We start from the raw sequence: 25,545 nt of genomic DNA on the forward strand, positions 1-25,545 counted from the left end.
TTTGTGCAGCTTCGATTTCCGCTGCTGTTCGGTCTCCCGGAGCCCCTCAGCTGAGAGAGGGGAGTTTCCGGGCGATGTTGAGTTATCAGGCATGCTCATCAGCCCCTGGCGTTGGTCACCGTGCGGACCTCGGGCTGCCTGTTTCTAGACGAGCGGGCCCACCGGACGTGTGATTACCGCGCGGTCGACGTTAACAGAATCGAAGAGTCTTCTCGGCCCGACGGTTCACCTGGTGGACACCGGTTTGCATCCGCGCTGGTAACCCAGTGTTCGCGGTTCGGGAACTCGGTTACGGAATGGTCTCCCGCATGTCCCTCAGCCGTTCTCAGCTCTCACGTCGTTCGATCCTGCAGGCCGGTGCGGCCGGTGCACTCCTCATCCCCGCGGGCTCGCTCCTCGCCGCCTGCGGCTCGTCCCCGGGCGGCGGCGCGGCACCGTCGTCCCCCGGGGTGGTGCGCGGGCGGCCCAGCCTCACCCACGGCGTGGCCACCGGCGATCCCCGCACGGACGGGGCGCTCATCTGGGCCCGCTCCGACTCCCCCGCGACGATGATCGTCGAGACCGCGTCGTCGGAGTCCTTCGGCAACGCCCGCCGGTTCCAGGGCCCCGCCCTGAGCCCGTCCTCGGACGGTGCCGGCCGATTCCGGGTGACCGGCCTCGAACCGGGTCGGACGGTGCACTACCGGGTCACCCTGGAGGGCGAGAACGGCGCGAAGTCCGAGCCCGTGACCGGCACCTTCCGCACCGCTCCCGGCGCCGCGGGCGACGTGAAGTTCGCCTGGTCCGGCGACGTCGTGGGCCAGGGGTGGGGCATCAACCGGCACGGCGGTATGGCGATCATGGGCGCGATCGCCGACACCCGCCCGGACTTCTTCCTGCACTCGGGCGACGCGATCTACGCGGACAACCCGGTCCCGGAGACGCAGGAGCAGAAGGACGGCGGCGTGTACCGCAACGTCACCGCGAAGGCCAAGGAGCATGTCGCTCAGACGCTCGACGACTTCCGCGGCAATTACGCCTACAACCTCACGGACGAGCACTACCGTCGGTTCGCCGCGAACGTCCCGCAGCTCATCCAGTGGGACGACCACGAAGTGGTCAACAACTGGTTCCCGGGCGAATCACTCGCCGGCCAGAACCGCAAGGGCTACACCGAGACCGACGTGAACAAGCTCGCCGACTTCGCCTACCGGGCATGGCGCGAGTGGCAGCCGGTCCAGCCCAGCGAGGCCGCCGACGGCCGCCTCTACCGCAGGATCTCGTACGGCCCGCTGCTCGACGTGTTCGTCCTGGACATGCGCAGCTACAAGAACCCGAACCCCAACGCCTGGGCGCAGTCCGACGACGCGGGCGTCCTGGGCGCCAAGCAGACCCAGTGGCTGATCGACGGGCTCAAGGCCTCCACCGCCACGTGGAAGGTGGTGGCGAACGACCTGCCGCTGAGCATCGTGGTCCCGGATGCGTCGACCGACCCGAAGGACGGCGGCCCCAAGTCGATGGAGGGCGTGGCGCAGGGCGAGAACGGCGCGCCGCTGGGACGCGAGATCGCGTTCTCCCGCATCCTGTCCCAGACCAAAGAGGTGCAGAACATCGTCTACCTCACGGCCGATGTGCACTACACGGCCGCGATCTCGTACCACCCGGACCGGGCCGGCTTCCAGGACTTCGCCCCGTTCTGGGAGTTCGTCTCCGGCCCGCTCAACGCCGGTGCGTTCCCGCAGAGTCCGCTCGACGGGACGTTCGGCGCGCGTTACGAGTTCGTGCACGCGCCGGCCGCGGCGAACATCTCCCCCGCCGAGGGCTTCCAGCACTTCGGCGAGGTGACCATCAACGGCGGAACGCGCGCCCTCACCGTGAACCTGCGGGACGCGAAGGGCGCCGCCCTCTACACCAAGGAGCTCGCGCCGGCGTAGGACTCGGCGCTCGCGCCGGCGTAGCGGAAGCGCTGGGCGGGGTGATCCGCAGCGAGGCGGTCACCCTGCCCGAACAGCTTGTTCCGCAGCGTGCCCGGCGCGTACTCGGACGGGTACGCGCCGCGCCTGCGCAGCTCGGGGACCACGAATTCGACGATGTCCTCGAAGGTGCCGGGGGTGATCGCGTAGGCCAGGTTGAACCCGTCCACATCGGTCTCCTCGACCCACTCCTGCAGCTCGTCCGCGATGCGTTCGGCGGAGCCCACGAGCACCGGGCCCATGCCGCCGATCCGGCCCCATCTACCGATGTCCTCGACCGTCCACTCCTTGCCCGACGGGTCGGCCTGCTGGAAGTTGGAGACCGCGGAGATGATCGCGTTCGACTGCACATCGCCCACCGGATCGCCGGGATCGTACGCGCCCAGGTCCACGCCCATCCAGCCGGACATGAACACCAGCGAGCCCTCGATGCTGGCGTACCGGTGGTACTCCTCGAGTTTGGCCTGCGCCTTGGCCTCGGTCTCGTCGGTCACGATGGTCAGCAGCGTGTAGACCTTGGCCGAGTACGGGTCGCGGCCGTTCGCCACGAGACCCTCGCGCACCGTGCGCACCACGTCCTTGAGGATCGCCTTGGTGGGCGCCGCCACGAAGATCGCCTCGGCGTTGCCCGTGGCGAACCGCAGGCCGCGCGGCGAGGCGCCGGCCTGGTAGATCACGGGGCTGCGCTGGGGCGAGGGTTCCCCCACGTGAATGCCGGGCACGTCGAAGTACTTGCCGTGGTGGTTGATCGGGTGCACCTTGGACGGGTCGGTGAACACGCCGGACTCGCGGTCGCGGATCACGGCGTCGTCCTCCCAGGAGCCCTCCCACAGCTTGTAGAGCACCTCGAGGTACTCGTCCGCGTGGTCGTAGCGCTCGTCGTGCTGCAACTGATCCAGCTGCCCCATGTTCTTCGCCGCGGAGGGCAGGTACCCGGTCACCACGTTCCAGCCGATGCGGCCGTTCGTGAGGTGATCGAGCGTGGTCAGGCGCCGCGCGAACGGGAAGGGATGCTCGAATCCCGTTCCCGCGGTGATGCCGATCCCCAGGTGCTCGGTGGCGCCGGCGATCGCGGACGCCAGGAGGATCGGGTCCGAGACGGGCACCTGCGCCGCGTGTTTGATCGCGGCGTCGCCGTTGCCCTTGTAGGCGTCGTAGATGCCCAGGACGTCGGCGATGAAGATGCCGTCGAAGGTGCCCCGTTCCAGCAGCTTCGCGAGGTCGGTCCAGTACCCGAGCTCCTTGTACCGGTGGGACTGGTCCTCCGGGTGGCGCCACAGCCCCGGGGACTGGTGGGCGACGCAGTTCATGTCGAAGGCGTTGAAGCGGATCTGGCGGGTCATGGTGGCCGACGGTATGCGGCGCCCGGGCCCGCTCCCACCCTTGCGCTCAGCGTGACGCGAGGTCCGGTTCAGGGCAGGTTGAGCTGCCAGGAGACGCCGAACGCGTCGGCGATCCAGGCGAACGCGGTGGAGAACCCGTACTCCCCCAGCGGCATCATCGTGGAGCCGCCCTCGCCGAGCGTCGCCACGAGGTGCTCGAGCTCCGCCCGGTCGTCGCAGTCGACGAACAGCGACGAGGAGGGCGTGAAATCGAAGCCGTGTGCAACGGAGCTGTCGCTCACGAGCACGTGCTGCCCCTTGAGCACCAGCTCGGCCAGCATGACGCCCTGCCCTGGCTCGGGGTGCGGGACCGACGAGAGCACCGCACCGTCGAACGCGGTGACGTACAGGTCGATCGCTGCCCGGGCGACACCTCCCTGGAACATGAGGAACGGTCGGATCGTGGTCATGCGCCCAGCCTACGGCCGCGGCGGGCCGTAGGGTTCGGGCATGACATCAGTGGTCGTGGTCGGCAGCATCAACCTGGACGCGGTGACGGTGTGCGAGCGTTTCCCCGCGCCGGGCGAGACGGTCACGGGCGTCTCGGTCTCGTTCGGACAGGGCGGCAAGGGCGCGAACCAGGCCCGGTCGGCGGCGCGGGCCGGCGCCCGCACCACGTTCATCGGCGCAGTGGGCGACGACGCCGGTGCCGCGACAGTACTCGCCTCCCTCGAATCCGCGAACGTCGATGTGGGACAGGTGCAGCGGGTGCCGGGCGGCACCGGGTTCGCGAACGTCACCGTTGATCGCACCGGTGAGAACCACATCGTGGTGGTGCCCGGCGCGAACGCCCACGTGGAGCTGGGGCCCGATTCGGCCGCGGCGATCGCGGCCGCCGACGTGCTGCTGCTGCAACTGGAGATCCCCGTGCCCGTGGTGATCGACGCGGCTAAGGCGGCACGCGCCGGCGGCACGGCCGTCGTGCTCAATCCCTCACCTGTGCAGCGACTCCCGGACGAGCTCATCGACCTTCTCGACGGCGTCGTCGTGAACCGCGACGAGGAGGAGGCGCTGGCGGCGCAGCTGGCGCGCGTCCCCCGCGTGGTCACCACCCTCGGCGGCGACGGCGCCCGCGAACGCGGCCCGGACGGCACCGCCGAGTCCCCCGGCTACGCGGTCGACGTCGTCGACACCACCGGCGCGGGCGACGCCTTCGCCGGCGCCTACGCCGCGGCCTGGCACCTGCCTCCCGCCGACCGCCTGCGCCGCGCGAACGCGGCGGGCGCCCTCACCGCGACGGCGCCCGGCGCGGCGGCGGCACCGTCGGCCGCGCAGGTCGACGCGTTCCTCGAGTCGAACGGGACGTCCCGATGACGGTCACGATCCACGAAGTGGGCGGGCACGGCCCGTACGCGCTGACCACCGGACCCGACGGTGCGCTGTGGTTCACCCTCGTCGGGAGCGGCGAGATCGGGCGGTACGACGTGCGCACCGGGGAACACACCCGCTACGCCGTGGGCGACGACACCGGCCCGACGATCATCACCACCGGCCCCGACCGCGCCCTGTGGTTCACCGAGTACCGCGCCCACCGGATCGGCCGGATCACCACCGGCCCCGACCCGGTGATCACCCACATCGACCTCCCCGGCGAGTCCGGTCCGTTCGGTATCGCCCCGGGCCCGGACGGCGCGCTGTGGTTCACCGAGACGGCCTCCGACCGGATCGGGCGGGTCGGCACCGACGGGGTGGTGACCGGGTTCGCGCTGCCCCACGCCGGCGCCTTCCCCTCTGCGATCGCAACCGGGACCGACGGTGCGCTCTGGTTCACCCTCAATCAGGCCGACCAGATCGGCCGCATCGACACGGGCGGCGACATCACGCTGTTCCCCTCCGGGCCCCCCGGTTCGGCGCCCGTCGGACTCACCGCGGGACCCGACGGTGCGCTGTGGTTCGTCGAGATCGGGGCGGGCCGGATCGGCCGGATGACGCCCGACGGTGCCGCCACCCACGTCGCGCTGCCCGACCCCGGTGCCCGTCCGCACGCGGTGTGCGCGGGGCCCGGCGGAACGGTCTGGTTCACGGAGTGGGCGGGCAACGCGATCGGCTCACTCGGCCCCGACGGCCGGATCGACCGCCATGACCTGCCGGTTTCCGCCGCCGAACCGCACGGGATCGCCCTCGGCCCGGACGGCGCCGTCTGGGCGGCGCTGGAGGTCGGGGCACTGGCCCGAGTCGCCCCATCCGCCTCCTGATGTGACCCATTTCACATCGACCCGCCTCGCTGGGGATACTCGGCGGTTCCGAGAGCGGATCATGCACGTCAGGTGACTTCCGATCGCCCTGTTGTTAGCGTCGAAAGCGATGAGCCAGTCTCACCAGAGCAATCCCGCAACCCCCGCCCCGACGGAGGTCACCACCCGTCTACCGTCCGTCGAGGACGGAATCAGACTGTGGGAGATCGCGAGGGACACGGAGGTTCTCGACCTCAATTCGACGTACGCGTACACCCTGTGGTGTCGCGATTTCGCCGCCACCACCATCGTCGCCGAGCGCGACGGCGCGGTGGCAGGCTTCGTCACCGGGTACCGCCGTCCGGAACGCCCGGACACCCTGTTCGTATGGCAGGTGGCGGTGGACGCCGCACATCGCGGCCACGGCATCGCATCCCGGATGCTCATCGACCTGTTGGACCGTCTAGCGGTGGAGGGCGTCAATCGCCTGGAGACCACGATCACCGCATCCAACACGGCGTCCCAGGAGCTGTTCGGCTCCGTCGCGAAGCGACGCGGTTCCACCCTCGTGGTGCACGACCTGTTCGCCTCGCATCACATCTCCCCTACCGAATCCGACCCCCACGAGCCCGAGCAGCTGTATGTCATCGACCCAGCCTGACGACGCAGCAGGGCCCGACAAGGAGGATCACATGTCCGCCCTTACCGAAGACCACCCCAGCACTGCCGATTTCGAGCAGCCCTCGATCTTCACCACGCGCGAGTCGCAGGTACGCAGCTACTCCCGCGGATGGCCCGCCGTATTCGACCGGGCCGAGGGATCGTGGGTCGTCGATCGTGAGGGAAACCGGTACCTCGACTTCTTCGCGGGCGCCGGCGCCCTGAACTACGGGCACAACCATCCGAAGCTCAAGCAGGCTCTGGTCGACTACATCTCCGAGGGGCACATCACCCACTCGTTGGACATGTCCACCGTGGCCAAGGGTGACTTCCTGCAGACCTTCGAGGACAAGATCCTCAAGCCGCGCGGCCTGGACTACAAGGTCCAGTTCCCCGGCCCGACCGGCACCAACACCGTGGAGGCGGCTCTGAAGCTCGCCCGCAAGGTGAAGGGCCGCGAGTCGATCATCAACTTCACCAACGCGTTCCACGGCATGACGCTGGGCGCGCTGTCGGTGACCGGTAACTCGATGAAGCGCGGTGGCGCCGGCATCCCGCTGGTGCACGCCACGCCGATGCCGTTCGACAACTACTTCGACGGCGTCGCACCGGACTTCCAGTGGTTCGAGGCCGTGCTCGCCGACTCCGGCTCGGGCCTGAACAAGCCCGCCGGCGTGATCGTCGAGACCGTGCAGGGCGAGGGCGGCGTGAACGTCGCACGCCCGGAATGGCTTCGCGCCCTCGCCGAGCTGTGCGAGCGCCACGACATGCTGCTCATCGTCGACGACGTCCAGATGGGTTGCGGCCGTACCGGCCCGTTCTTCTCGTTCGAGGCCGCCGGGATCCAGCCGGACATCGTCACGCTGTCGAAGTCGATCGGCGGCTACGGCATGCCGATGGCCCTGACGCTGATGAAGCCCGAGCTCGACGTGTGGTCGCCCGGCGAGCACAACGGCACGTTCCGCGGCAACAACCCGTCGTTCGTGACGGCCAAGCACGCCATCGACGAGTTCTGGTCGGACGACACCCTCGAGAAGGAGACCCTCCGCAAGGGCGCCCACATCGAGAAGCGCTTCGACGAGCTCGCGGCGGAGTTCCCCGGCCAGCTGAGCCACCGCGGTCGCGGCATGGTGCAGGGCCTGGTGTTCGAGGACGCCGAGCGCGCCAACGAGGTGTGCGCGGCCGCTTACGAGCAGGGCCTGCTCGCCGAGACCTCGGGCCCGTCCGACGAGGTGGTCAAGCTGCTGCCGCCGCTGACCATCAGCGACTCGGACCTGGATCTGGGCCTCGACATCCTCGCCACCGCTACCCGGAAGGTGCTGTCCGCATGATCGTCCGTACGACCGATGAGATCACCGGCACCGACCGGGACGTGGCCGCCGGCCATTGGCGCAGCAAGCGCATCGTGCTCGGCGGCGACAAGGTGGGCTTCTCGTTCCACGAGACCACCATCGAGGCGGGCTCGGTGAACGAGTTCCACTACGCCAACCACGTCGAGGCCGTGTGGCTCGTGGAGGGCGAGGGCACGCTCCTCGACCGCGAGACGGGCATCGAGTACCCGCTCGCGCCGGGCACGATGTACCTGCTGGACGGGAACGAGCGGCACACCGTGACCACGAGGACGCAGATGCGCATGCTGTGCGTGTTCAACCCGCCGGTGGTCGGCACCGAGGTGCACGACGAGAACGGCGTGTACCCCCTGGTGGCCGTACCGGACTGAGCCCCAGTCGCTTCCGGCGATGCCCGACGGTGCCCGGCACCGTCGGGCATCGCCGTCTCTACAGGGCGAGTGCCACGACGCAGGCCACGAGCACCACGAACGCCGCCGCCGCATCGAGGCGACCGGGGCCGCCCGGCCGGGCGGCGATGCGTCCGGTCCCGCCGCGGGCGGCGATCGCCTCCCCCATCTCGGTCGCGCGGCGCAGCGCGACCACCATCGCCGCCACGGACAGGTCCACCGACTCCGCACGGCGCGAGCGCTTCACGGCGGCCGGCGGCTGCAGGCGGCGTGCCGCGGCCAGCGTGCGGAACTCGTCGAGGATGAGCGGGAACGTACGCAGTGCGAGCGCCACGGCGACCGCCCACTCGTCGACGGGGGCGCCGAGCCGCCGGAGCGGTGCTCCGAGCCGGGCGAGCGCGGGCGCCACGTCGCCGGGGTCGGTGGTCCAGGCGATGAGCGCACCCGCACCCACGAGCACCAACCCCAGGAGCGTGGCGCGCGCGAGGCCGAGCAGGCCGCCCAGGCCGACCGACAGCGGCCCCAGCGAGACGACGGGATCGCCGCCGCTCGCCACCAACAGGCTGCCGCCGACGAGGAACACCACGAGCAGCCATCGCGGCACGGAGGGGATGCAGGACAACGGGATCCGCGCGGCGGCGGCCGCGGCCAGGAGCAACCCGGCGAACAGCGCCACGACCGGCCACCCGGGGTCGACGGTGAGCACGATCGACACCGCGACGACCGCGAGCAGCTTGGTCCCCGCCCACAGGCGGTGCAGGTACGACTCGCCGGGCAGCCGGCGCAGTACGAGCGCGCTCACGCGACCTCCTCCCGGTCGACGACACCGCGTTCGAGGTGCACGGTGCGGTCGCAGAGTCGGTCGAGGTGGTCCACGTCGTGGGAGATCACGATCAGCGTGCGCCCGCCGTCGCGGACACCGACGAGGAGCTCGATGAGCTCGCGCTGGGAGTCGAGATCGAGCCCCGCGAGGGGTTCGTCGAGGATGACCACCCGCGGGTCGCGGGCGAGCAGGCCGGCGAGGGCCACGCGACGCAATTGGCCGCCGCTCAGGCGGTCCACGAGCCGCGATGCGGTAGCGGCGGGGAGCCCCACGGCGGCGAGCGCCGCCTCGATCGCCCGCCCGTCGTCCTCGCGGTAGCCGGCGAGGGCGGCGAGGGCCGCGCCCGCCGTGCCGCGCATGAGCTGCAATCGCGCCGCCTGCAGCGCCAGCGCGACGGAACCCACGCACTCCGAGACGGGTCGGCCGTCCAGGAAGCAGCTGCCGGCGGTCGGTGCGAGCAGGCCCGCCATCACCCATGCGAGCGTCGACTTCCCCGAGCCGTTGCCTCCGCAGAGCAGCACCGCCTCCCCCTGCCGCACGTCCAGGTCCACTCCGCGCAGAGCCGTTCGCCGCCACGGGGTTCCCGCGTCGTACTCGAAGCACGCAGCACGGAGCGACAGCACGGTGTCGCCGAGTGGCGGGCGCGTGGGCGACCCGGTCTCGACGGGCCTCACCGCTCGCGGCGCGGCACCGAGGTCGACGACGCGGTCGGCCCCGGCAGCCTCCTCCGGGTAGTGCGTGATGTTCACCAGCCCCAGGTCGTGGTGGCGGGTGAGCCCGCCCAGCAGCCCGAGCACGGCGTCGCGACCGTCCCGGTCCACCATCGTGGTCACCTCGTCGGTGACGATCAACGCCGGCTCGCGGGCGAGGGCCGCCGCGACCGCGAGGCGCTGCGCCTCGCCGCCGGAGAGCGCCCCGGTGTCCCTGTCCCCCATGCCGTCCAGCCCCACTTCCCGCAGCATCCCGTCGACGTCCACGGCGTGGTCCGCCGGCAGCCCCCACACCACGTCGTCGGCGACGCGTATCCCCAGGACCTGACTGTCGGCGTGCTGCAGTACCAGCGCCGTCCCGCCCACTCGTCCCAGCCCCACCGGACCGGGTCGGAGCACGGAACCGCCGGTGGGTTCCGCGCCCGCGAGCACCCGCATGAGCGTCGACTTCCCGGTCCCGTTCGCCCCCGTCACCGCGAGGTGCTCGCCGGGCGCCACGGTGAAGGACACGGCCGACAGGGTGTCCCGATCGGCGCCGGGATAGCGGTAGTCGACGTCGCGGAACTCCAGCGGGAGGGGGCGCGGCGCCCCTGTTTCGACGGTGTCCGGGAACAGGTCCCGGGGCGCCGCGCTCGTGGCCCGCACGCGGCGCAGCACCGGCGTCAGGATCCGCCAGGCGAAGGAGCAACCGAAGATCACGATGAGCCAGACCGACACCCAGACGAACACGGGCCAGCGTTCCAGGCCGAAGTCGGCGAGCCCGTGCAGCGCCCGACCGGCTCCGGCGAGGAACGGGACCGGCTCGAGGAGCGCCCCGAGCCCGTGCACGTTCGCGGCGAACACGCCGATCACCAGGTTCCGGATCCCGGGCAGCGCGGCGAGGAACGCGAGGACGACGGACGCGACGACCACACCCCACGCCGCAGCCACGCCGAGCATCGTGCCCCGGCCGCGCCCGCGGCGGCGGACCTGACCGCAGATGACCCCCATGTACACGCAGGTCCACGCGGAGACGAGTCCGCCGAATCCCGCCATCATGAACGCGATGACACCGGACGCCACCGCTGTGGCGACGGCCGCGCGGGCGCGGTGGTAGTAGGAGAGCACACCCATGGGAACGGCTCCGGCCCAGGCGAACACGACCGCACCCGGAACCACCATCGACAGGACGGCGATCGCGCCCATGAGGGCGGCGGTCGTCGCGGCGTGAGCGAGCTCGACGGGGCGGAGGGGTCCGGAACGTCGTTCGTTCATCACAGCAGATTATCCATTGACCGATCACCCGTTCGGAGCGGATGAGAAATCCGCACCCGAGGGCCAGAATGGGAGCATGACGTCGCTCGCCGATCTGGCCACCGCACTGAAATCCCTCCACCGCAAGGGCGATCCCGTCGTCCTCCCCACCACCTGGGACGCCTGGTCCGCGCGCACCGCGGTCTCGGCCGGCTTCGCCGCCCTCACCGTCGGATCCCACCCCATGGCCGATTCGATCGGCAGGCCCGACGGGGAGGGCATGTCGTACGACGAGGCGATGACCCGCGTCGCCCAGATCACCGCGGCCGTGGACGTGCCGATCTCGGTGGACATCGAATCGGGTTACGGCCTGCCCGCGGACCGGCTGATCGACGGTCTGCTCAAGGCCGGCGCGGTGGGCCTGAACATCGAGGACACTGTCCACTCCGAGGGCGGCCGATTCCGCGACGCCCAGGAGCACGCCGACCTGGTGGCCGCGCTCCGCGCCGCGGCCGACGCGGCGGGGGTGCACGTGGTGATCAACGCCCGCACCGACCTCTTCAAGAACCAGGTGGGCGACGAGGCAGACCGGGTGGACCGCGCTATCGAGCGGATGCGGCTGTGCGCCGACGCCGGTGCGGACTCCCTGTACCCGGTCGGCTTCCACGACGACGCCACGCTGCGCCGCCTCGCCGACGGCCTGCCGCTCCCGGTGAACGCCATCGCGAACCCGGCCACGGGGGATCTGGCGAGCCTCGCCGCCGCCGGTGCCGGCCGGATCAGCTTCGGGCCGATCTGGCAGATGGATCTCACCGAGCGCTCGAAGGAGCTCCTCGCGCGCTGGCGCTGAGTCAGCCGCGCGGCCCGCCGTGGAGCGTGAGGGCGTCGTCCACGCACCGCTCGACCGCCTCCCGGTCGGGGACGCGCTCCCCCACCAACACCCGGAAGTACAGCGGCGCGGCCACCGCCTCGAGAATCGCCCTGGGCTCGGCCCCGGGCGGCAACTCGCCGCGGCCAACGGCCCGCTCGATCACGGGCGCGGTGGCGGCGAACCGCGCCTCCCAGAACCGGCGACGGGCCCCCGCCACCTCGGGATCGACGGCCAGGGCGAGGGTCGTGCCGAGCAGCCTGACGATCCCCGGGCCGTCGAGCAGCCGGGCGATCTGCTCCGCCACGCACACGAGGTCGCCCCGGAGCGTTCCCGTGTCCGGCAGCGGATTCTCCCGCGCGGCCAGCTCGGTGACGGCGTCCGCGACGAGCGCCGTCGACGTGGGCCAGCGCCGGTACACGGTCGTCTCCGCGACCCCCGCGCGCGCCGCGACCTCGGCGATCCGCAGCCCCTCCATGCCGCGCTCGGCGACCTGCGCCAGCGCAGCGGCGAGCACCGCCTCGCGCACCCGCGCGGACCGTCCACCGGTGCGCCTGCGCTGCGGCCCCGCGGCCCCGCCCACAGCATCGCCTCCGCCGCCGTCCATACCGGTATTCATACCCCGCCGGGTGTCGACGGGGCTAGGCAGCAATCGAGATTATCGCTACTATTCATAGCGTTAACATTCTCGGCTGCACGGAGAGCGCCATGACCGACCCGATCGACGTCCGCACCTTCATCCAGGGCCGCCGGGTCGCCGCCGACGACGTCCGGCGCTGGGAGGAACGGCGGGCGCGCGCCGTGATGCGCACGCTGGCGACGCGGTTGGGGCGGCGTGCGATGGGCGAGCTCCTCGCCGGCCGAGCCCTCGGCGAACTGCGCGCCGATCCGGTCGATGTGCAGCGTGCGGCGCTGACCGCGATGAAGGCCCGGCTCGGGCACGCGGGGGTGTACGCCCTGCTGCGCCCCGACCTCGCGGCGTCCGAGGCGACCGCGCGCGTGGCCGTCGCCGCGAGTCGCGGGCGGTCCGCGTTCTCCGTCACCCGACTCGAGGCCCGGGGCCCGTCGGCGGACGGGATCGACACCTGGTTCGACGACCTCGTCGCGTCGAACCGCGAGGACGTGATGGTGCGGGCATGCCCCGACCACTACCTGCTCCGAGCGCTGCCGGACGGCCGGCAGGAGGTCGTGGAGACCACGGGCGGATCGCCGGTCGCCACCCGATTCCTCGTCGACTACGCGCGGACGGACCGCCTCGCCACGCCGCCCGACCCTCGATACCCGGTCCAGATCGCCGGGGAGGCCGTCCTCGACGACGGCACCCGCATCGGCGGGGTGCGGCACCAGTTCCGCGATCGCGACGGCACCCTCGAGGCACTGCTCACGGTGGAGTTCCCCGCGACCACGCCTCCCTGGATGCTCCGGCAGCACGAGTGGCACCTGGCCGTCGAATTCGGCAACTGGCTCGCCTCGTACGCGCGCGAGACGGGCGCGTCGCGCCCGTCCTGATCCGCCACCGAGGGGACGCCGGGAAGACCGGATCAGCCGGATCGTAGCCGTCATGCGATCGAATTCTATTGCAGACCAACGGTTTCAACCCCTACCGGAAGCGACGGGCGTCCACCGCCGTGCCGCACAGGGCCCGGATACGCTGGGCGACGGCGCCGTTCGTGCGATCGCACATCGAGCGGACCACCCGGCACCCAACAGGCACCACCACCTCCTCCACCCTGCGATCGCAACATGATCGGGCCCGATCCGCCACGCGCAGCGGATGTTCGAGCGAAACCCGCCCCGCGGCCGCCGTCGGCGCACGATTCATTCCCGCACCATGAGGCGATCAGACCCGCAAATGCGAGGATCACACTTGACACAGCGCTGTGACCGCGCTTACATCTTTGGGGTAAGTAGTTGAGCGCTTAGATAATTGCTCACGCTCCACCAGCCCCGAGGAGCCCTCAATCGATGAGTACCATTGCAACTCCGGTTCGCGCTGAAGTGATCGGCGCCCGGATGGAGCGGCTGCCCCGCGGTCGCTGGCACATCAAGGCCCGCGTTCTCGTGGGAGCCGTCACCTTCTTCGACGGTTTCGACCAGCTCATGATCGCCTACTCGATGCCGCAGCTCGCGGCGCAGTGGCACCTGGGCTCGGGCGCGATCGCGTGGTTGATCGCCATCGGCGGCATCGGCATGCTGTTCGGCGCCCTGCTGGGCGGGTGGTGCGCGGACCGCTTCGGCCGGCTGCCGGTCATCATCGGCTCACTCGTGCTGTACTCGGCGCTCAGCATCGCGATGGCCCTCACCGGCGACCTCGAGTGGTTCATGGTGTTCCGGTTCATCCAGGGCGTGGGACTCGGCGCCGAGGTTCCGGTCGCCGCGAGCTACATCGGCGAAATCACGCGGGCGCACGGCCGCGGCCGATTCGTCCTCCTGTACGAGACCATCTTCCCCGTCGGCCTGGTCGCGTCCGCCCTGGTCTCGTCGTTCGTCGTCCCCCGATGGGGCTACGAGGTGCTGTTCGCGATGGGCGCGATCCCGCTGCTGCTGGTGCCCTCGCTCCTGCGCCTGGAGGAGTCGCCCCGCTGGCTGGCCTCCCGCGGCCGGATCGACGACGCGGTCCGGAGCCTGGAACGGATCGAGGCGAAGGTCGCGAAGCAGTTCGGCGAGCTCCCCGCGTACGACCCGGATCCTCCCGCCGAGTCCGTGGTGCGGAGCAGCTTCCTGGTCCTGTTCAGCCGCCGCTACCTGCACCGCACTCTGATGCTGTGCGCCGCGTGGTCCACCGCGTACTTCGTCAACTACGGGATCGCGTCCTGGCTCCCCACCCTGTTCACCCGCGTCTACAAGGTCGACGAGTCGACGGCCCTGCACTACACCGTGATCACGTCCGTCGCGGGCCTGATCGGCTGTGTCGCCGTCGCTCTGCTGGTGGACCGCCTGGGACGCCGGATCTGCATCGCCGGTGCGCTCGCCCTCGCGGCGGTGTTCCTGTTCCTCCTCGCGCTCGTCGGCACGGGGAGCGCGGCCGGCGTCGTGATGTGGGTGGCCCCCGCAGCCCTGTTCATCTTCGCGGTGAACATGACCCTGTACGTGTGGACCGCCGAGCTGTTCCCGACGGCGGTGCGCGCACAGGGCAGCGCGATCGGCGGCGCGGCCGCGCGGATCGGCATCATTCTCGGGCCGATCGTGGTCGGCCAGGTGCTCGAGCTCGGCAACAACTCGCTGAGCCTGCTGTTCACGGTGTTCGGTGTGGTGGCCCTGGTCGGCTGCCTGATCGTGGCCCTGTTCGGCATCGAGACCAAGGAGCGCAGCCTGGAGGAGATCAACCGATGACCGTCACCACCACCACACATCAGGCCCACGAGCACGCCCCGGCGCAGTTCCGGCCGGTGCCCGACGAGATCCTCGTCGGAGGCCGCTGGATCACCGGCGACGGCGGCACGTCCGAGGTGCTCGATCCCGCGACCGGCGCAGTGCTGCAGACCGTTTCACACGCCACCGTCGACGACGTCGACGCGGCCGTCGCGGCCGGGCACCGCGCGGCGGCGGCGCCGGAGTGGCGAGACCTGCTCCCCCACCAGCGCGCCCGGTACCTGGTCCGGATCGCGGACGCGATCGAGGAGAACGCTCCCCGGCTCGCCGCCCTGCAGACCGCGAACACCGGCAAGACCCTCGCGGAGACCTCGGCGCTGGTGGCGAGTGCGGCCGGCACCTTCCGGTACTTCGCCGCCGCGCTGGAGACGTCCGACGCGGATCTCACGGCGCCGCGCGGCGAGTACCTCACGATGAGCCTCTGGGAGCCGATCGGCGTCGTCGGTGCCATCACGCCGTGGAACTCACCGATCGCCAGCGACGCCCAGAAGATCGCGCCGGCGCTGGCCGCCGGGAACGCCGTCGTGCTCAAGCCCGCGGCCTGGACCCCGCTGGTCTCGCTGGCGCTCGCGCGGATCATTCAGGAGAGCGGACTCCCCGACGGCCTGCTGTCCGTCCTCCCGGGGCGGGGCTCCGTGGTCGGCGACGCGATCGTCCGGCATCCCGGCGTGGGCAAGGTGACGTTCACCGGAGGCACCGGCACCGGGCGTGCTCTCGCGCACGAGGCTGCCGAGAAGCTCATGCCGGTGTCGCTGGAGCTCGGCGGTAAGTCTCCCACCATCGTCCTCGACGATGCGGACCTGGACGTCGCGGTCAACGGCGTGCTGTACGGGATCTTCTCGTCGAGCGGCCAGAGCTGTATCGCGGGGTCCCGGCTCTTCGTCGCGGACCGCCTGTACGAGGAGTTCGTCGACCGGTTGGTGCGCCGCGCCCGGGCGCTGCGGGTCGGCCCCGGTACCGATCCTCGCACGCAGGTCGGGCCGCTCGTACACCCGCGCCACCGAGGCGACGTGGCGCGATACGTCGACCTGGCCCGGTCCGAGGGCGGCCGGATCCTGTGCGGCGGAGCCGTTCCGGACGACCCCGAGCTCGCCGCCGGCGCCTACTACCTGCCCACCGTGATCGACGGACTGCCCAATTCGGCCCGGGTGTGCCAGGAGGAGATCTTCGGGCCCGTGCTGATCGCGCTGCCGTTCACCGACGAGGAGGACCTCATCGCGCAGGCGAACGACACCGTGTTCGGCCTGGCCGCCGGCGTGTGGACGGCGGACTACCGCCGCGCGTGGCGGCTCGCCCGCCGTCTGCAGGCGGGCACCGTCTGGGTGAACACCTACAAGCAGTTCAGCATCTCGACGCCGTTCGGCGGGGTCAAGGAGAGCGGGCTCGGCGTGGAGAAGGGGCGCGCCGGTATCGCCGCCTACTCCCGGCAGAAGTCCGTGTACCTGGGGCTCGGGACCGAGCCCAACCCCTGGGCCGACTAGCCGCCGCCCGTCACGCATCGAAAGGGCCTCCCATGCCCAGAAATCACCTTAGCGCTAAGCAATCATGAGAGGGATCGCCATGAGCCAACCGATCGCACACCTCCGCAGCCTGCGGTCCGTGGAACTGCGCGTGCCCACCGTCGGCGATTCGACCGACTTCTACGAGAACGTCTGGGGCCTGCGGGTCGTCGAGCGCGAAGACGGCGCGTCGTGGCTCCGCGGCACGGGCCAACAGCACCATGTTCTCCAGCTGTCCGACGCGGATCGGAACGGGCTGGGCCGCATCGCCTTCGCCGTGGCCACCCCGCGGGAGGTCGACGAGGCCGCCCGACGGCTCGAGCAGCGGAGCATGCCCGTCCTGTTCGGCCCCGGACCGCTCGACCAGGTGGGCGGCGGGTACGGACTCCGCTTCGTGGACCCCGAGGGGCGACTGATCGAGCTGTCCGCGGACACGCTGGCCGTCACCAAGCGGGGCGCCGACGACGCCGTGCCCGTCGGGGTCACGCACGTCGTGCTCAACACCGTGGACATCGATGCCGCCGTCGCGTTCTACACCGACGTCCTCGGCATGCGGGTCTCCGACTGGTCCGAGCACCAGATGGCGTTCCTGCGCTGCAACTCCGACCATCACAGCATCGCGTTCAATCAGGCCCAGTGGACGTCCGTCAACCACGTCGCCTATCAGATGCCCACCGTCGACCACTTCATGCGCGGCATCGGCCGGCTCCGGCACCACGGCATCACGCCGCTGTGGGGCCCGGGCCGCCACGGGCCGGGCGACAACACCTTCTCGTACTTCGCCGACCCCGCGGGCCTGGTGTGCGAGTACACGTCCGGGATCGCGCAGGTCGACGAGGACGCGTGGCTCTGCCGGGTGTGGCGGCGCGTACCGGAGCTGTCCGACACGTGGGGCACCGCGGGGCCGCCGTCGAAGGACGTGCGCACCCACATGGCCGGCATCCCCGACCCCGGACCGTGCGCCGGGCGCGTCGACGCCGCCGGTTCCGCGATCCCCGCACCGGAGCCCGCGCGATGACCGTCCACGTCGACGCGGCGGGGACCGGGCCCGCGCTGCTGATGCTGCACGGCATCGGCGGCTCCGCCGACAGCTTCGCCGAGCAGTTCCGCGGTATCCACGGGCTCCGCCTGATCGCCTGGGACGCACCGGGCTACGCGCGCAGCGCGGATCCCGGCGACGCTCCCGGCGCGGACGGCTACGTCGACGCCGCGGCGCAGGTCCTCACCGAACACGCCGGCGAGGGCGGCGCGCACGTCCTCGGGATGTCCTGGGGCGGGACCATCGCCATCGGTCTCGCACTCAAGTACCCGCACCTGGTTCGCAGCCTGATGCTCGGTGACTCGCTCGTCGGATCCGGCGTCACCGCGGAGAAGGCGGACGCGATGCGCGCCCGCGGCGCCGAACTCGACGAGCTCGGCGCGCAGCGATTCGCGGAGCGCCGCGCCCGGCGGCTCCTGGCTCCCGGCGCCTCCGAGGACGCCGTGGCCACCGCGGCGGCGCGGATGGCGGAGTCCGTCCGCCTCCCCGGATACCGGTGGGCGGCGGAGGCTCTCGCTGCGACGGACCACACCGCGGACCTCCCCCGGATCACCGCACCGACCCTCGTGCTGTGCGGCGACGAGGACCGCGTGACGGGGAGGGACGCGAGCCAGATCCTGGCGGGCGGGATCCCCGACGCGGTGTTCGTCACCGTGCGGGGCGCCGGGCACCTCGCCAATCAGGAACAGCCCGAGGCCTTCAACGCCTGGATCGAATCCTTCGTCCAGATCACCGAGCGCCTCATGACCCGCTGACACCGTGTCGGCACCGACGAACCCACAGAGAACACCACACCGAGGAGGAAACACCATGACCACCGCGAGCGCACCGATCGACTACCTGGAGCAGGATCTCACCGAGTACACCGACTCCCTGATCCTCACCAAGGACAGCCGCCACGAGGACTGGGACACCCTGGGCTTCCAGGCCAAGGCCGGGGACCAGTTCCGCCGCGCGCAGATCCGCTACGTCGGGTCCGGCGCCACCGGCGACCACGCGGCCGATTCGCGGACCATCCCGTCGCGCGGCTTCACCTTCTCCAACATGTTGCTCCCGCCCGGAGGCGAGGGCCCCGAGCACACTCACCACGACGTGGAGGAGGCCTTCTTCGTGCTCGAGGGGCAGGTCGAGGTGGGCGTGCATCGAGACGGCGAGGTCGTCACGCGCGTACTCGGCTACCGCGACATGATCGTGGTGCCTGCCGGGGTACCCCGCAGCCTGAAGAACACCGGCGACACCGACGCCCTGTTCTGCGTCATCATCGGCACGCAGAAGCCGCAGCTGCCGACGTACCCCGAGACCTCCGCCATGCACGGCGTCACCCGGGACTAGACATGACCGCACCCGATCCCGCACGGCCGCTGGCCGGCCGCCGCGTCCTCGTGACCGGCGCCGGCCGCGGCCTGGGCCGCGCCATCGCCGGACGCCTGGCACGCGCAGGGGCGGCGCTCTGGCTCGCCGACGTCCGCACGGACTGGGGCGAGGCCGCCGTCGCCGAACTCCGCGCGGACGGGGCCGAGGCGCGCTTCGTCCCGGTCGATCTGCGCAGCGAGGATTCGGTGGCGACGATGGCCGAGACGGTCGCCCGCGAGGCCGCGGAATCCGGTGGGCCGCTGTACGGACTGGTCAACAACGCGGCCCTCGCCGACGGGGTCGGCGGCAAGGCGGTGCACGAGCTCGAGGTCTCCGAGTGGGACCGCGTTCTCGACGTGAACCTCCGCGGCAGCTTCCTGGTGAGCCGGGCCGTGATCCCGCAGCTGCTCGCCGGCGGCGCGGGCCGGATCGTCAACATCGGCTCGGACGCGGCGCTCTACGGCTCCGGCCGCCTGTGCCACTACATCGCCTCCAAGGGAGGGCTCTCCGCCCTCACCCGCGCGATGGCGCGGGACCTCGGGCCGCACGCGATCACCGTCAACACCGTGGCACCGGGGCTGACCGAATCCGAGTCCGCCGAACTCGTCCCCGAGCACCGGCATCGCCTCTACCGCGACAACCGGGCCCTCACCCGCGATCAGCGGCCCGAAGACCTGGTGGGAGCGGTTTCGTTCCTGCTCGGCGACGAGGCCGGATACATCACCGGGCAACAGCTCGTGGTCGACGGCGGATTCGTCTTCCACTGAACATCAACCGTCACAACGAAAACGAGGAACCGACGTGGACCTGACCCTCAGCGGCCGCACCTACCTGGTGACCGGCGGAAGCTCGGGCATCGGCCTGGCGACCGTGCGCGTGCTCCTGGCGGAGGGCGCCAACGTGGCCACCTGCGCCCGCGATGCCGATCGCCTCGCCGCGGTCCACGACGGCGGGGCGGGCACGGACCGGCTTCTCACCGGCGCCGCGGACGTGCGGGACCGGGCATCGGTCGACCGGCTGGTCGCCGCGGCCGCCGACAGGTTCGGCGGCCTCGACGGCCTCGTCAACAACGCCGGCGGATCCCGGATGAAGCCGCGCGAGCAGGTCACCCTCGACGACTGGCGGGACGAACTCGACCTCAAGTTCGCGGGCGTACTCAACACCGTCGAGGCCGCCCTGCCGCTCCTGCGGCGGTCGACGGCGCCGTCCGTGGTGAACATCAACGCCGTCCTCGCCCGGCAGCCCGAACCGCGCCTGGTGACCACCAGCGCGGCACGGGCCGGCCTGCTCAACCTCTCCAAGTCGATGTCCTTGGAACTCGCCGCCGAAGGCATCCGGGTCAACTCGGTGGCGCTCGGCCTCGTGGACACCGGGCAGTGGCGCCGCCGCTACGAGGCGGAGGTGACCTCGCACTCGTTCGCCGAGTGGGAGGCCGAGATCGCCGCCGACCGCGGCATCGGACTCGGCCGGTTCGGCCGCGCCGATGAGGTGGCCCCGATCATCGCGATGCTGTTGTCCCCTCTGTCCTCGTACGTCACCGGCACCACCGTCGAGGTCGACGGCGGCGTCGCCCGCTACGTATGACCCACCGCTCCCCCACCAGCCCTCAGTAACAGGAGATATCAACGATGAACCCGAACGGCGGCGACCTTCTCGTCCAGGTGCTGCGCGAGGCCGGTGTCGACACCGTCTTCGGCATCGTCAGCGTCCACAACCAGCCCCTGGTGGAGGCGGTGAGCCGGGACCTGCGCTTCGTTCCGGTGCGGCACGAGGCCTCCGCCGTGAACGCCGCCGACGGCTACGCGCGCGCCACCGGCGGCCTCGGATGCGCCCTCACCAGCACCGGTACGGGCGCGGGCAACGCGGCAGGGGCGCTCATCGAATCCCTCAGTGCGGGAACGTCCGTGCTGCACGTGACCGGGAACATCGACAGCGCACACCTCGGCTCGGGCCGGGGCTTCATCCATGAGACCAAGGACCAGCTGGGCATGCTGACCGCCGTCTCGCACCACGCGGAGACCATCCTCGACCCCGCGAACGCCGCGAAGCAGTTGCGTGACGGCATCTCCCGGGCACTGGCCGCCCCGGGCGGCCCCGTCAGCATCGAGTGGCCGATCGACCTGCAGTACGCGGCCCAGTCGCCCGAGCCGGAGGCGCCGCCCGCCCGGGCCGCCGCACCGGAGCCGGCGGCGCCCGAACTCCGTGCGGCGGCCGCGCTCCTGCGGGCAGCACGCCGCCCGGTGATCTGGGCCGGCGGCGGCGCGGCGCGCGCCGGAGCAGAGCTCACGGAGATGGTGCAGCGGTGGGGAATCCCGCTGCTCACCAGCAACTCGGGCCGCGGGGCGGTCGACGAGGACAACGAGCTCTGCATCGGCAACTACGCCAACTCGCCCCTGGGCCGCGCGCTGCTCGCCGAATCGGATCTGCTGATCAGTCTCGGAACGCACTTCCGCTCCAACGAGACCGGCGACTACACCATGCCCGTGCCCGCCGAGCACATCCAGGTGGACGTCGATCCGCGCGCCGTCGGCAGGGTCTACCCGGCCACGGCGGGCGTCGTCGCCGACACCTCCGCAGCCCTCCGGGCGCTTCTCGACGAGCCCGGCGCCGCGCCCACCGTCGATCCGGAATGGACGGCGCGCGGCCGCGATACCCGCCTCGAGGCGCGCACCCGACAGCGCGCCGGCCTGGGGCCGCACGCCGAGCTGCCGGACGCGATCGCCGAGGTGTTCCCGGCGGACGCCGTGATCGCCCGCGACGTGACCATCGCGTCGAGCTCGTGGGGCAACCGGCTCCTCCCCATCCACGACCCGCGGACCAACGTCTTCCCCCGCGGCGGCGGCATCGGCCAGGGCCTCGGCATGGCCCTGGGTGCCGCCGTGGCCGACGAGACCCGGCCCACCCTGGGCATCGTCGGCGACGGCGGGCTCGCCGTGCACTTCGGCGAGCTGATGACGCTCGCCCAGGAGCAGCCCTGGCTGGTGCTGCTGGTGTTCAACGACCGCGGCTACGGGGTGCTGCGGAACATGCAGGAGAGCCTCGGCCAGCGCCCCTACGGCGTCGACCTCGCCACTCCCGACTTCGCGGGCCTGACCGCGGCCCTGGGCATCGAGTACCTCCGCATCGGCGGTGCCGCGGAGGCGCGGGACGTGCTGCGCGACGCGGCGTCCCGCCGCCGTCCCGTCCTCGTCGAGGTCGACCTGGCGAGCTACGGGGAGATGCCCGCGCCGTTCACCCCGCCGGTCTCGGTACCGGGCAAGGCCTGACACCGCGCCGGGCCCCACAGCCACAGCCACAGCCACCGCCACCATCACGCATCACGAAGGCAGAAGCACATGAACGCACCGGAGACACTCGACCTGCTGGTCCGCCAGATCCGCTGGGAGTCACAGCACGTGGTCTCGCTCCTCCTGGAGCAGGCCGACGGCGCGTCGCTCCCGTCCTGGGATCCCGGCGCACACGTCGACCTTCACCTCGGGTCGGGCCTGATCCGCCAGTACTCGCTGTGCGGCGACCCCGACGACAAGACCCGGTACCGGGTCGCCGTCCTGCGCGAGGAGGCCGGCCACGGCGGCTCGCGCTACGTCCACGAGAGCCTGCGGCCCGGACAGACCGTGCCGGTGGCCGGTCCGCGCAACAACTTCGACCTCCAGGAGTCGCCGCGTTACCTGTTCCTGGCCGGCGGTATCGGCATCACGCCGATCCTCGCGATGGTCCGCGAAGCGGAGCGCCGGGGCGCCGATTGGGAGCTGCACTACGGCGGACGCTCCCACGCGAGCATGGCCTTCCTCGGCGAACTCGCCGAGTACGGGGACCGGGTGCACCTGGTGCCGCAGGACACCTGCGGGATCCTCGACCTGGAAACGCTTCTCGGCGAGGCCCGCCCGGACACCCTGGTCTACGCCTGTGGTCCGGAGGGGCTTCTCGCCGCGGTCGAGGAGCAGGGCGCCGGCTGGCCCGGCGGCGCGATCCAGCTGGAGCGCTTCAAGGCCGCGCCCCGCGAGGCCGGTGACGACGCCGGCGACACCGAGTTCACGGTCGTGTGCGAGCAGTCCGAGATGTCGGTCACCGTCGCCCCCGGCACGTCGATCATGGAGTCCCTCGAAGGAGTGGGCATCGACGTGCCGAACTCGTGCCGCGACGGTATCTGCGGAAGCTGCGAGACCCGCGTGCTGTGCGGCACCCCCGACCACCGCGACTCGATCCTCTCGGCGGCGGAGCAGGAGACCGGCGACACCATGATGCTGTGCGTCTCCCGCTCCCTGTCCGACGAACTGGTACTCGACATCTGACGTCCGAACCCGCAGCCCATCAGAACTGGAGAACGAGAGAGATGATCCACACCGACGACAGCCAATACCTGGAACCGGACCAGGCCCGGACGGCGCCGAACACGCCGTACGACGACAAGCTCGCGGGCGCGCTCCGGGAGATCTTCGCCTCGGGAGCGCACGCGCTCGACGCCGTGGTCTCCGGGCTCAACGGCATGGGCATCCACGCCCCGGACGGAAACCCTTGGACCGGTGAATCGTTCACCGCCGAGATGAGTGTGAAGGGAGCGTAGATCATGGCGAACTACTACACCGAGAAGGGCCTCGACGCCGAGCGGATCCTCGCCACCGGTCTGCGTGATCAGTGGTACGCGATCTGCCCGTCGACCTTCGTCGAGCGGGGCGGCATGCGCCGGATCACCCGGTGGGGCCGCGACTGGTTGCTGTTCCGCCGGTCCGACGGCGCCGTGCGGATGCTCGCGGACCGGTGCCCGCACCGCGGCGCCCCGCTCTCGCAGGGCATGCACCTCGGAGACCGGGTGCAGTGCAAGTACCACGGCGTCCAGGTGGACGGCGACGGCACGGTGGTCGCGGTCCCCGGCATGCCGGGATGCCCGCTCGAGGGCCAGGACCTGGTGACCAGCCTCCCCGTCCGCGAGGTCGCGGGCGCGATCATGGCGTTCCTGCCCGCCGACCGCGAGTCGGAGACGGCCCCGTTCGAGGTGCCGGACCCGCTCGCCGACCCCGAGGTCGAGAGCTTCCTGTGCTACGCCGAGTGGAACACCCCGTGGCGGTACACCCTGGAGAACCTGCTGGACCCCATGCACGGCGCGTACCTGCACGCGGAGTCGCACTCGATGTCGGGCGGTGAATCGTCGGCCCGGTTCCGGATCCGCGAGACCGATCGGGGCTTCTTCTTCGAGAAGACGGACCAGCGCGGTAAGAACTTCGACTGGGTCGAGTACTGCCACACCGGCGCCGACTGGGTGGACCTCTCGATCCCGTACCCGCCGTCGGCGGGACCGGGCGGCGACTTCGGCATCGTCGGTATGGGCACCCCGATCGACGAGGAGCGCACGGCGGTCTTCTTCTGGCGGTACCGCCGGGTGCAGGGCTGGGAGCGGGACGTGTGGCGATTCCTCTACCGCACGCGACTCGAGGCCGACCACTGGGTGGTCCTCGAGCAGGACAGGGTGATGCTGGAGGCGATGGCCGCCGACGCGGACTCCGCGGAGAACCTCTACCAGCACGACCTGGGGATCGTGCGGCTGCGTCGACTGTTCAAGGGCAAGGCGCAGGCACAGGCCAAGGCCCTCATCGGATGACGGGGCGCCGGCGGATCACGCGGAGTCGGACTCCGGCTCCGCACCGCCGGCCGCCACGATCGAGCGCTCCAGCGTGGACAGCAGTTCGCCCAGGCTGGAGCGCTCCGCCGCGCTCAGCCCCTCGAGCAGCCGGGCCTCGTTCGCGAAGTGCTCGCGCGCCACGGTGTGGATCTTCTCCAGGCCGGCGTCGGTGAGCCGCACGTACACGACGCGCCTGTCGTCCCTGTCGCGCTCCCGCTCGACCAGGCCGGCCGCCTCCAGCCGGTCGACGCGCAGCGTCACCCCGCCGGTGCTCACCAGCGAGGCGAGCGCCAGTTCCCGCGAGGCCATCTGATAGGGCGGGCCCGACCTGCGCAGGGTGGCGAGCACGTCGAAGGACGCCAGGTTGATCCCGTGCTTCTCGAAAACGTCGTTGAGCTGTTGCGAGTACAACAGGTAGGTGCGATGCAGGCGGCCGAGCACGGCGAGCGGCGACACGTCCAGATCGGGCCAGTTCTCCGCCCACTGCGCGGTCGCGAAGTCGACGGTGTCGGGTTCCCTGCGGGCGCGCGACCGCCCGGCCGACGCCGTCCCGGGTCGTCTGTCGCCCATCGTCCTGTCCCCTCCTGCCGCGCACCGCGCTCGGCTACAGCAATACCACCTTCGTCCGTCCGGGACGCCGCTACGCGCTGGGGACGGAGGCGATCGCGTCGATCTCGACCGTCGCGCCGTACGGCAGGCCGGACACCTCGAGGAAGGTGCGCGCAGGCCGCGGCTCGGCGAACAGCCTCTCGAACTGCGTGTTCGCGTCAGCACGCAGGCTGACATCGGTCACATAGTACGTCAGCTTGACCACGTCGGAGAGCGAGCCACCCACTGTGGCCAGGCGTTCCGTCATCCTGTCGACGGCGGCGTCCAGCGCCTCGGTGCGCCCTTCCACCGCCCTCCCCTCGGTGTCCACGGACAGCGCCCCGGACACGAAAGCGAGGTTCCCGGCGACGACGGCCGGGCTGTACGGATGGGCGGACGGTGCGCTGAACGGCGTCTCGGCGGTCATGGTGGCGATCTCCTACTCGTGGACTACGAGAAACAGTTTATCGCTTAATAGTTATGGACTCAATATTTGCGCAGCGCGGGATCGCCCCGCGGCCGCGCGGGCCGGCACCG

The 25,545-nt window shown here is 71.2% G+C and carries 26 protein-coding genes; 19 read left to right on the forward strand and 7 right to left on the reverse strand.

The annotated features are described in order from the left end of the window. Nucleotides 1-308: 308 nt before the first annotated feature. The gene (locus BN39_RS16675; RefSeq protein WP_019203580.1) at nucleotides 309-1,913 is read left to right on the forward strand and encodes an alkaline phosphatase; all 1,605 of its coding nucleotides are present in this window, start codon (nucleotides 309-311) and stop codon (nucleotides 1,911-1,913) included. Here BN39_RS16675 and BN39_RS16680 read toward each other — a convergent pair. Continuing rightward, nucleotides 1,886-3,295 (reverse strand): LLM class flavin-dependent oxidoreductase, encoded by a 1,410-nt coding sequence (locus BN39_RS16680; protein ID WP_019203581.1) that lies wholly within the window; start codon nucleotides 3,293-3,295, stop codon nucleotides 1,886-1,888. The genes BN39_RS16675 and BN39_RS16680 overlap by 28 nt on opposite strands. A 68-nt stretch (nucleotides 3,296-3,363) precedes the next feature. Next, nucleotides 3,364-3,744, reverse strand: coding sequence for a VOC family protein (locus tag BN39_RS16685; protein ID WP_019203582.1), 381 nt, complete (start codon nucleotides 3,742-3,744; stop codon nucleotides 3,364-3,366). 40 nt (nucleotides 3,745-3,784) lie between these two features. Here BN39_RS16685 and BN39_RS16690 point away from each other — a divergent pair, with 40 nt between their 5' ends. The 5 genes from BN39_RS16690 to BN39_RS16710 all read left to right on the forward strand — a co-directional run bounded on the left by BN39_RS16690 (nucleotide 3,785) and on the right by BN39_RS16710 (nucleotide 7,888). After that, nucleotides 3,785-4,648: a PfkB family carbohydrate kinase gene (locus BN39_RS16690; RefSeq protein ID WP_040768156.1), complete on the forward strand. Its 864-nt coding sequence runs from the start codon at nucleotides 3,785-3,787 to the stop codon at nucleotides 4,646-4,648. After that, nucleotides 4,645-5,529 (forward strand): hypothetical protein, encoded by an 885-nt coding sequence (locus BN39_RS16695; RefSeq protein WP_019203584.1) that lies wholly within the window; start codon nucleotides 4,645-4,647, stop codon nucleotides 5,527-5,529. The genes BN39_RS16690 and BN39_RS16695 overlap by 4 nt, the downstream gene beginning before the upstream one ends. Nucleotides 5,530-5,638: 109 nt before the next feature. Then, nucleotides 5,639-6,169: a diaminobutyrate acetyltransferase gene (ectA, locus tag BN39_RS16700; protein WP_019203585.1), complete on the forward strand. Its 531-nt coding sequence runs from the start codon at nucleotides 5,639-5,641 to the stop codon at nucleotides 6,167-6,169. 31 nt (nucleotides 6,170-6,200) lie between these two features. Further along, the gene (ectB, locus tag BN39_RS16705; protein WP_019203586.1) at nucleotides 6,201-7,499 is read left to right on the forward strand and encodes a diaminobutyrate--2-oxoglutarate transaminase; all 1,299 of its coding nucleotides are present in this window, start codon (nucleotides 6,201-6,203) and stop codon (nucleotides 7,497-7,499) included. Beyond that, nucleotides 7,496-7,888 (forward strand): ectoine synthase, encoded by a 393-nt coding sequence (locus tag BN39_RS16710; protein WP_019203587.1) that lies wholly within the window; start codon nucleotides 7,496-7,498, stop codon nucleotides 7,886-7,888. Before ectB ends, BN39_RS16710 begins: the two co-directional genes overlap by 4 nt. A 58-nt stretch (nucleotides 7,889-7,946) precedes the next feature. Here BN39_RS16710 and BN39_RS16715 read toward each other — a convergent pair whose 3' ends face one another. Together BN39_RS16715 and BN39_RS16720 are read right to left on the reverse strand one after the other, a co-directional pair. Next, nucleotides 7,947-8,708 carry an energy-coupling factor transporter transmembrane protein EcfT gene (locus BN39_RS16715; RefSeq protein WP_019203588.1) on the reverse strand — a complete coding sequence of 254 codons (762 nt, stop codon included), beginning with the start codon at nucleotides 8,706-8,708 and terminating at the stop codon, nucleotides 7,947-7,949. Continuing rightward, on the reverse strand, nucleotides 8,705-10,693 hold the full coding sequence (locus BN39_RS16720) for an ABC transporter ATP-binding protein (RefSeq protein WP_019203589.1): 1,989 nt from the start codon (nucleotides 10,691-10,693) through the stop codon (nucleotides 8,705-8,707). Before BN39_RS16720 ends, BN39_RS16715 begins: the two co-directional genes overlap by 4 nt. A gap of 76 nt (nucleotides 10,694-10,769) precedes the next feature. Between BN39_RS16720 and BN39_RS16725 the strand changes: the two genes are divergently transcribed. Then, nucleotides 10,770-11,522: an isocitrate lyase/phosphoenolpyruvate mutase family protein gene (locus tag BN39_RS16725; protein WP_019203590.1), complete on the forward strand. Its 753-nt coding sequence runs from the start codon at nucleotides 10,770-10,772 to the stop codon at nucleotides 11,520-11,522. Between the two features lies 1 nt (nucleotide 11,523). Here the strand turns inward: BN39_RS16725 and BN39_RS16730 are convergent, their stop codons facing one another. Then, nucleotides 11,524-12,147, reverse strand: coding sequence for a TetR/AcrR family transcriptional regulator (locus BN39_RS16730; protein ID WP_019203591.1), 624 nt, complete (start codon nucleotides 12,145-12,147; stop codon nucleotides 11,524-11,526). 101 nt (nucleotides 12,148-12,248) lie between these two features. Here BN39_RS16730 and BN39_RS16735 point away from each other — a divergent pair, with 101 nt between their 5' ends. The 12 genes from BN39_RS16735 (at nucleotide 12,249) to BN39_RS16790 (ending at nucleotide 24,399) form a co-directional block, all read left to right on the forward strand. Then, complete coding sequence (locus tag BN39_RS16735; RefSeq protein ID WP_019203592.1) at nucleotides 12,249-13,049, forward strand: hypothetical protein; 801 nt, start codon at nucleotides 12,249-12,251, stop codon at nucleotides 13,047-13,049. A gap of 456 nt (nucleotides 13,050-13,505) precedes the next feature. Beyond that, nucleotides 13,506-14,873 (forward strand): MFS transporter, encoded by a 1,368-nt coding sequence (locus BN39_RS16740; RefSeq protein ID WP_040768158.1) that lies wholly within the window; start codon nucleotides 13,506-13,508, stop codon nucleotides 14,871-14,873. Beyond that, on the forward strand, nucleotides 14,870-16,393 hold the full coding sequence (locus BN39_RS16745) for an aldehyde dehydrogenase family protein (RefSeq protein WP_019203595.1): 1,524 nt from the start codon (nucleotides 14,870-14,872) through the stop codon (nucleotides 16,391-16,393). The genes BN39_RS16740 and BN39_RS16745 overlap by 4 nt, the downstream gene beginning before the upstream one ends. Nucleotides 16,394-16,472: 79 nt before the next feature. Next, nucleotides 16,473-17,429 carry a VOC family protein gene (locus BN39_RS16750; RefSeq protein WP_019203596.1) on the forward strand — a complete coding sequence of 319 codons (957 nt, stop codon included), beginning with the start codon at nucleotides 16,473-16,475 and terminating at the stop codon, nucleotides 17,427-17,429. Continuing rightward, a complete protein-coding gene (locus BN39_RS16755) occupies nucleotides 17,426-18,205 on the forward strand; it encodes an alpha/beta fold hydrolase (protein WP_040768560.1) in 780 nt (259 codons plus the stop codon). The genes BN39_RS16750 and BN39_RS16755 overlap by 4 nt, the downstream gene beginning before the upstream one ends. Before the next feature lie 55 nt (nucleotides 18,206-18,260). Beyond that, nucleotides 18,261-18,782, forward strand: coding sequence for a cupin domain-containing protein (locus BN39_RS16760; protein ID WP_019203598.1), 522 nt, complete (start codon nucleotides 18,261-18,263; stop codon nucleotides 18,780-18,782). A gap of 2 nt (nucleotides 18,783-18,784) precedes the next feature. After that, a complete protein-coding gene (locus BN39_RS16765; RefSeq protein WP_019203599.1) occupies nucleotides 18,785-19,570 on the forward strand; it encodes an SDR family oxidoreductase in 786 nt (261 codons plus the stop codon). Nucleotides 19,571-19,604: 34 nt separating this feature from the next. Further along, nucleotides 19,605-20,387: an SDR family oxidoreductase gene (locus BN39_RS16770; RefSeq protein ID WP_019203600.1), complete on the forward strand. Its 783-nt coding sequence runs from the start codon at nucleotides 19,605-19,607 to the stop codon at nucleotides 20,385-20,387. 44 nt (nucleotides 20,388-20,431) lie between these two features. Next, nucleotides 20,432-22,069: a thiamine pyrophosphate-binding protein gene (locus BN39_RS16775; RefSeq protein WP_019203601.1), complete on the forward strand. Its 1,638-nt coding sequence runs from the start codon at nucleotides 20,432-20,434 to the stop codon at nucleotides 22,067-22,069. A gap of 69 nt (nucleotides 22,070-22,138) precedes the next feature. Further along, nucleotides 22,139-23,095: a PDR/VanB family oxidoreductase gene (locus BN39_RS16780; RefSeq protein ID WP_019203602.1), complete on the forward strand. Its 957-nt coding sequence runs from the start codon at nucleotides 22,139-22,141 to the stop codon at nucleotides 23,093-23,095. 41 nt (nucleotides 23,096-23,136) lie between these two features. Then, on the forward strand, nucleotides 23,137-23,367 hold the full coding sequence (locus tag BN39_RS16785; RefSeq protein ID WP_019203603.1) for a recombinase-like helix-turn-helix domain-containing protein: 231 nt from the start codon (nucleotides 23,137-23,139) through the stop codon (nucleotides 23,365-23,367). A 3-nt stretch (nucleotides 23,368-23,370) separates the two neighbouring features. Further along, the gene (locus BN39_RS16790) at nucleotides 23,371-24,399 is read left to right on the forward strand and encodes an aromatic ring-hydroxylating dioxygenase subunit alpha (RefSeq protein ID WP_019203604.1); all 1,029 of its coding nucleotides are present in this window, start codon (nucleotides 23,371-23,373) and stop codon (nucleotides 24,397-24,399) included. Nucleotides 24,400-24,414: 15 nt separating this feature from the next. Here BN39_RS16790 and BN39_RS16795 read toward each other — a convergent pair whose 3' ends face one another. Together BN39_RS16795 and BN39_RS16800 are read right to left on the reverse strand one after the other, a co-directional pair. Further along, complete coding sequence (locus BN39_RS16795; RefSeq protein ID WP_019203605.1) at nucleotides 24,415-24,990, reverse strand: MarR family winged helix-turn-helix transcriptional regulator; 576 nt, start codon at nucleotides 24,988-24,990, stop codon at nucleotides 24,415-24,417. 70 nt (nucleotides 24,991-25,060) lie between these two features. Next, complete coding sequence (locus BN39_RS16800; protein WP_019203606.1) at nucleotides 25,061-25,435, reverse strand: RidA family protein; 375 nt, start codon at nucleotides 25,433-25,435, stop codon at nucleotides 25,061-25,063. Nucleotides 25,436-25,545 lie beyond the last annotated feature (110 nt).

Source organism: Tsukamurella sp. 1534 (genome assembly GCF_000312385.1).
Taxonomy (GTDB): domain Bacteria; phylum Actinomycetota; class Actinomycetes; order Mycobacteriales; family Mycobacteriaceae; genus Tsukamurella.

Excerpts from the sequence above, each read along its gene's own strand:
- ectB (WP_019203586.1), top strand. The coding sequence starts at position 6,201 with ATGTCCGCCCTTACCGAAGACCACCCCAGCACTGCCGATTTCGAGCAG.
- BN39_RS16755 (WP_040768560.1), top strand. The coding sequence starts at position 17,426 with ATGACCGTCCACGTCGACGCGGCGGGGACCGGGCCCGCGCTGCTGATG.
- BN39_RS16675 (WP_019203580.1), top strand. The coding sequence starts at position 309 with ATGTCCCTCAGCCGTTCTCAGCTCTCACGTCGTTCGATCCTGCAGGCC.
- BN39_RS16740 (WP_040768158.1), top strand. The coding sequence starts at position 13,506 with ATGAGTACCATTGCAACTCCGGTTCGCGCTGAAGTGATCGGCGCCCGG.
- BN39_RS16790 (WP_019203604.1), top strand. The coding sequence starts at position 23,371 with ATGGCGAACTACTACACCGAGAAGGGCCTCGACGCCGAGCGGATCCTC.
- BN39_RS16730 (WP_019203591.1), bottom strand. The coding sequence starts at position 12,147 with ATGGACGGCGGCGGAGGCGATGCTGTGGGCGGGGCCGCGGGGCCGCAG.
- BN39_RS16725 (WP_019203590.1), top strand. The coding sequence starts at position 10,770 with ATGACGTCGCTCGCCGATCTGGCCACCGCACTGAAATCCCTCCACCGC.
- BN39_RS16760 (WP_019203598.1), top strand. The coding sequence starts at position 18,261 with ATGACCACCGCGAGCGCACCGATCGACTACCTGGAGCAGGATCTCACC.
- BN39_RS16750 (WP_019203596.1), top strand. The coding sequence starts at position 16,473 with ATGAGCCAACCGATCGCACACCTCCGCAGCCTGCGGTCCGTGGAACTG.
- BN39_RS16690 (WP_040768156.1), top strand. The coding sequence starts at position 3,785 with ATGACATCAGTGGTCGTGGTCGGCAGCATCAACCTGGACGCGGTGACG.
- BN39_RS16720 (WP_019203589.1), bottom strand. The coding sequence starts at position 10,693 with ATGAACGAACGACGTTCCGGACCCCTCCGCCCCGTCGAGCTCGCTCAC.
- BN39_RS16785 (WP_019203603.1), top strand. The coding sequence starts at position 23,137 with ATGATCCACACCGACGACAGCCAATACCTGGAACCGGACCAGGCCCGG.
- BN39_RS16795 (WP_019203605.1), bottom strand. The coding sequence starts at position 24,990 with ATGGGCGACAGACGACCCGGGACGGCGTCGGCCGGGCGGTCGCGCGCC.
- BN39_RS16735 (WP_019203592.1), top strand. The coding sequence starts at position 12,249 with ATGACCGACCCGATCGACGTCCGCACCTTCATCCAGGGCCGCCGGGTC.
- BN39_RS16765 (WP_019203599.1), top strand. The coding sequence starts at position 18,785 with ATGACCGCACCCGATCCCGCACGGCCGCTGGCCGGCCGCCGCGTCCTC.
- ectA (WP_019203585.1), top strand. The coding sequence starts at position 5,639 with ATGAGCCAGTCTCACCAGAGCAATCCCGCAACCCCCGCCCCGACGGAG.
- BN39_RS16685 (WP_019203582.1), bottom strand. The coding sequence starts at position 3,744 with ATGACCACGATCCGACCGTTCCTCATGTTCCAGGGAGGTGTCGCCCGG.
- BN39_RS16780 (WP_019203602.1), top strand. The coding sequence starts at position 22,139 with ATGAACGCACCGGAGACACTCGACCTGCTGGTCCGCCAGATCCGCTGG.
- BN39_RS16710 (WP_019203587.1), top strand. The coding sequence starts at position 7,496 with ATGATCGTCCGTACGACCGATGAGATCACCGGCACCGACCGGGACGTG.
- BN39_RS16745 (WP_019203595.1), top strand. The coding sequence starts at position 14,870 with ATGACCGTCACCACCACCACACATCAGGCCCACGAGCACGCCCCGGCG.
- BN39_RS16680 (WP_019203581.1), bottom strand. The coding sequence starts at position 3,295 with ATGACCCGCCAGATCCGCTTCAACGCCTTCGACATGAACTGCGTCGCC.
- BN39_RS16775 (WP_019203601.1), top strand. The coding sequence starts at position 20,432 with ATGAACCCGAACGGCGGCGACCTTCTCGTCCAGGTGCTGCGCGAGGCC.
- BN39_RS16695 (WP_019203584.1), top strand. The coding sequence starts at position 4,645 with ATGACGGTCACGATCCACGAAGTGGGCGGGCACGGCCCGTACGCGCTG.
- BN39_RS16800 (WP_019203606.1), bottom strand. The coding sequence starts at position 25,435 with ATGACCGCCGAGACGCCGTTCAGCGCACCGTCCGCCCATCCGTACAGC.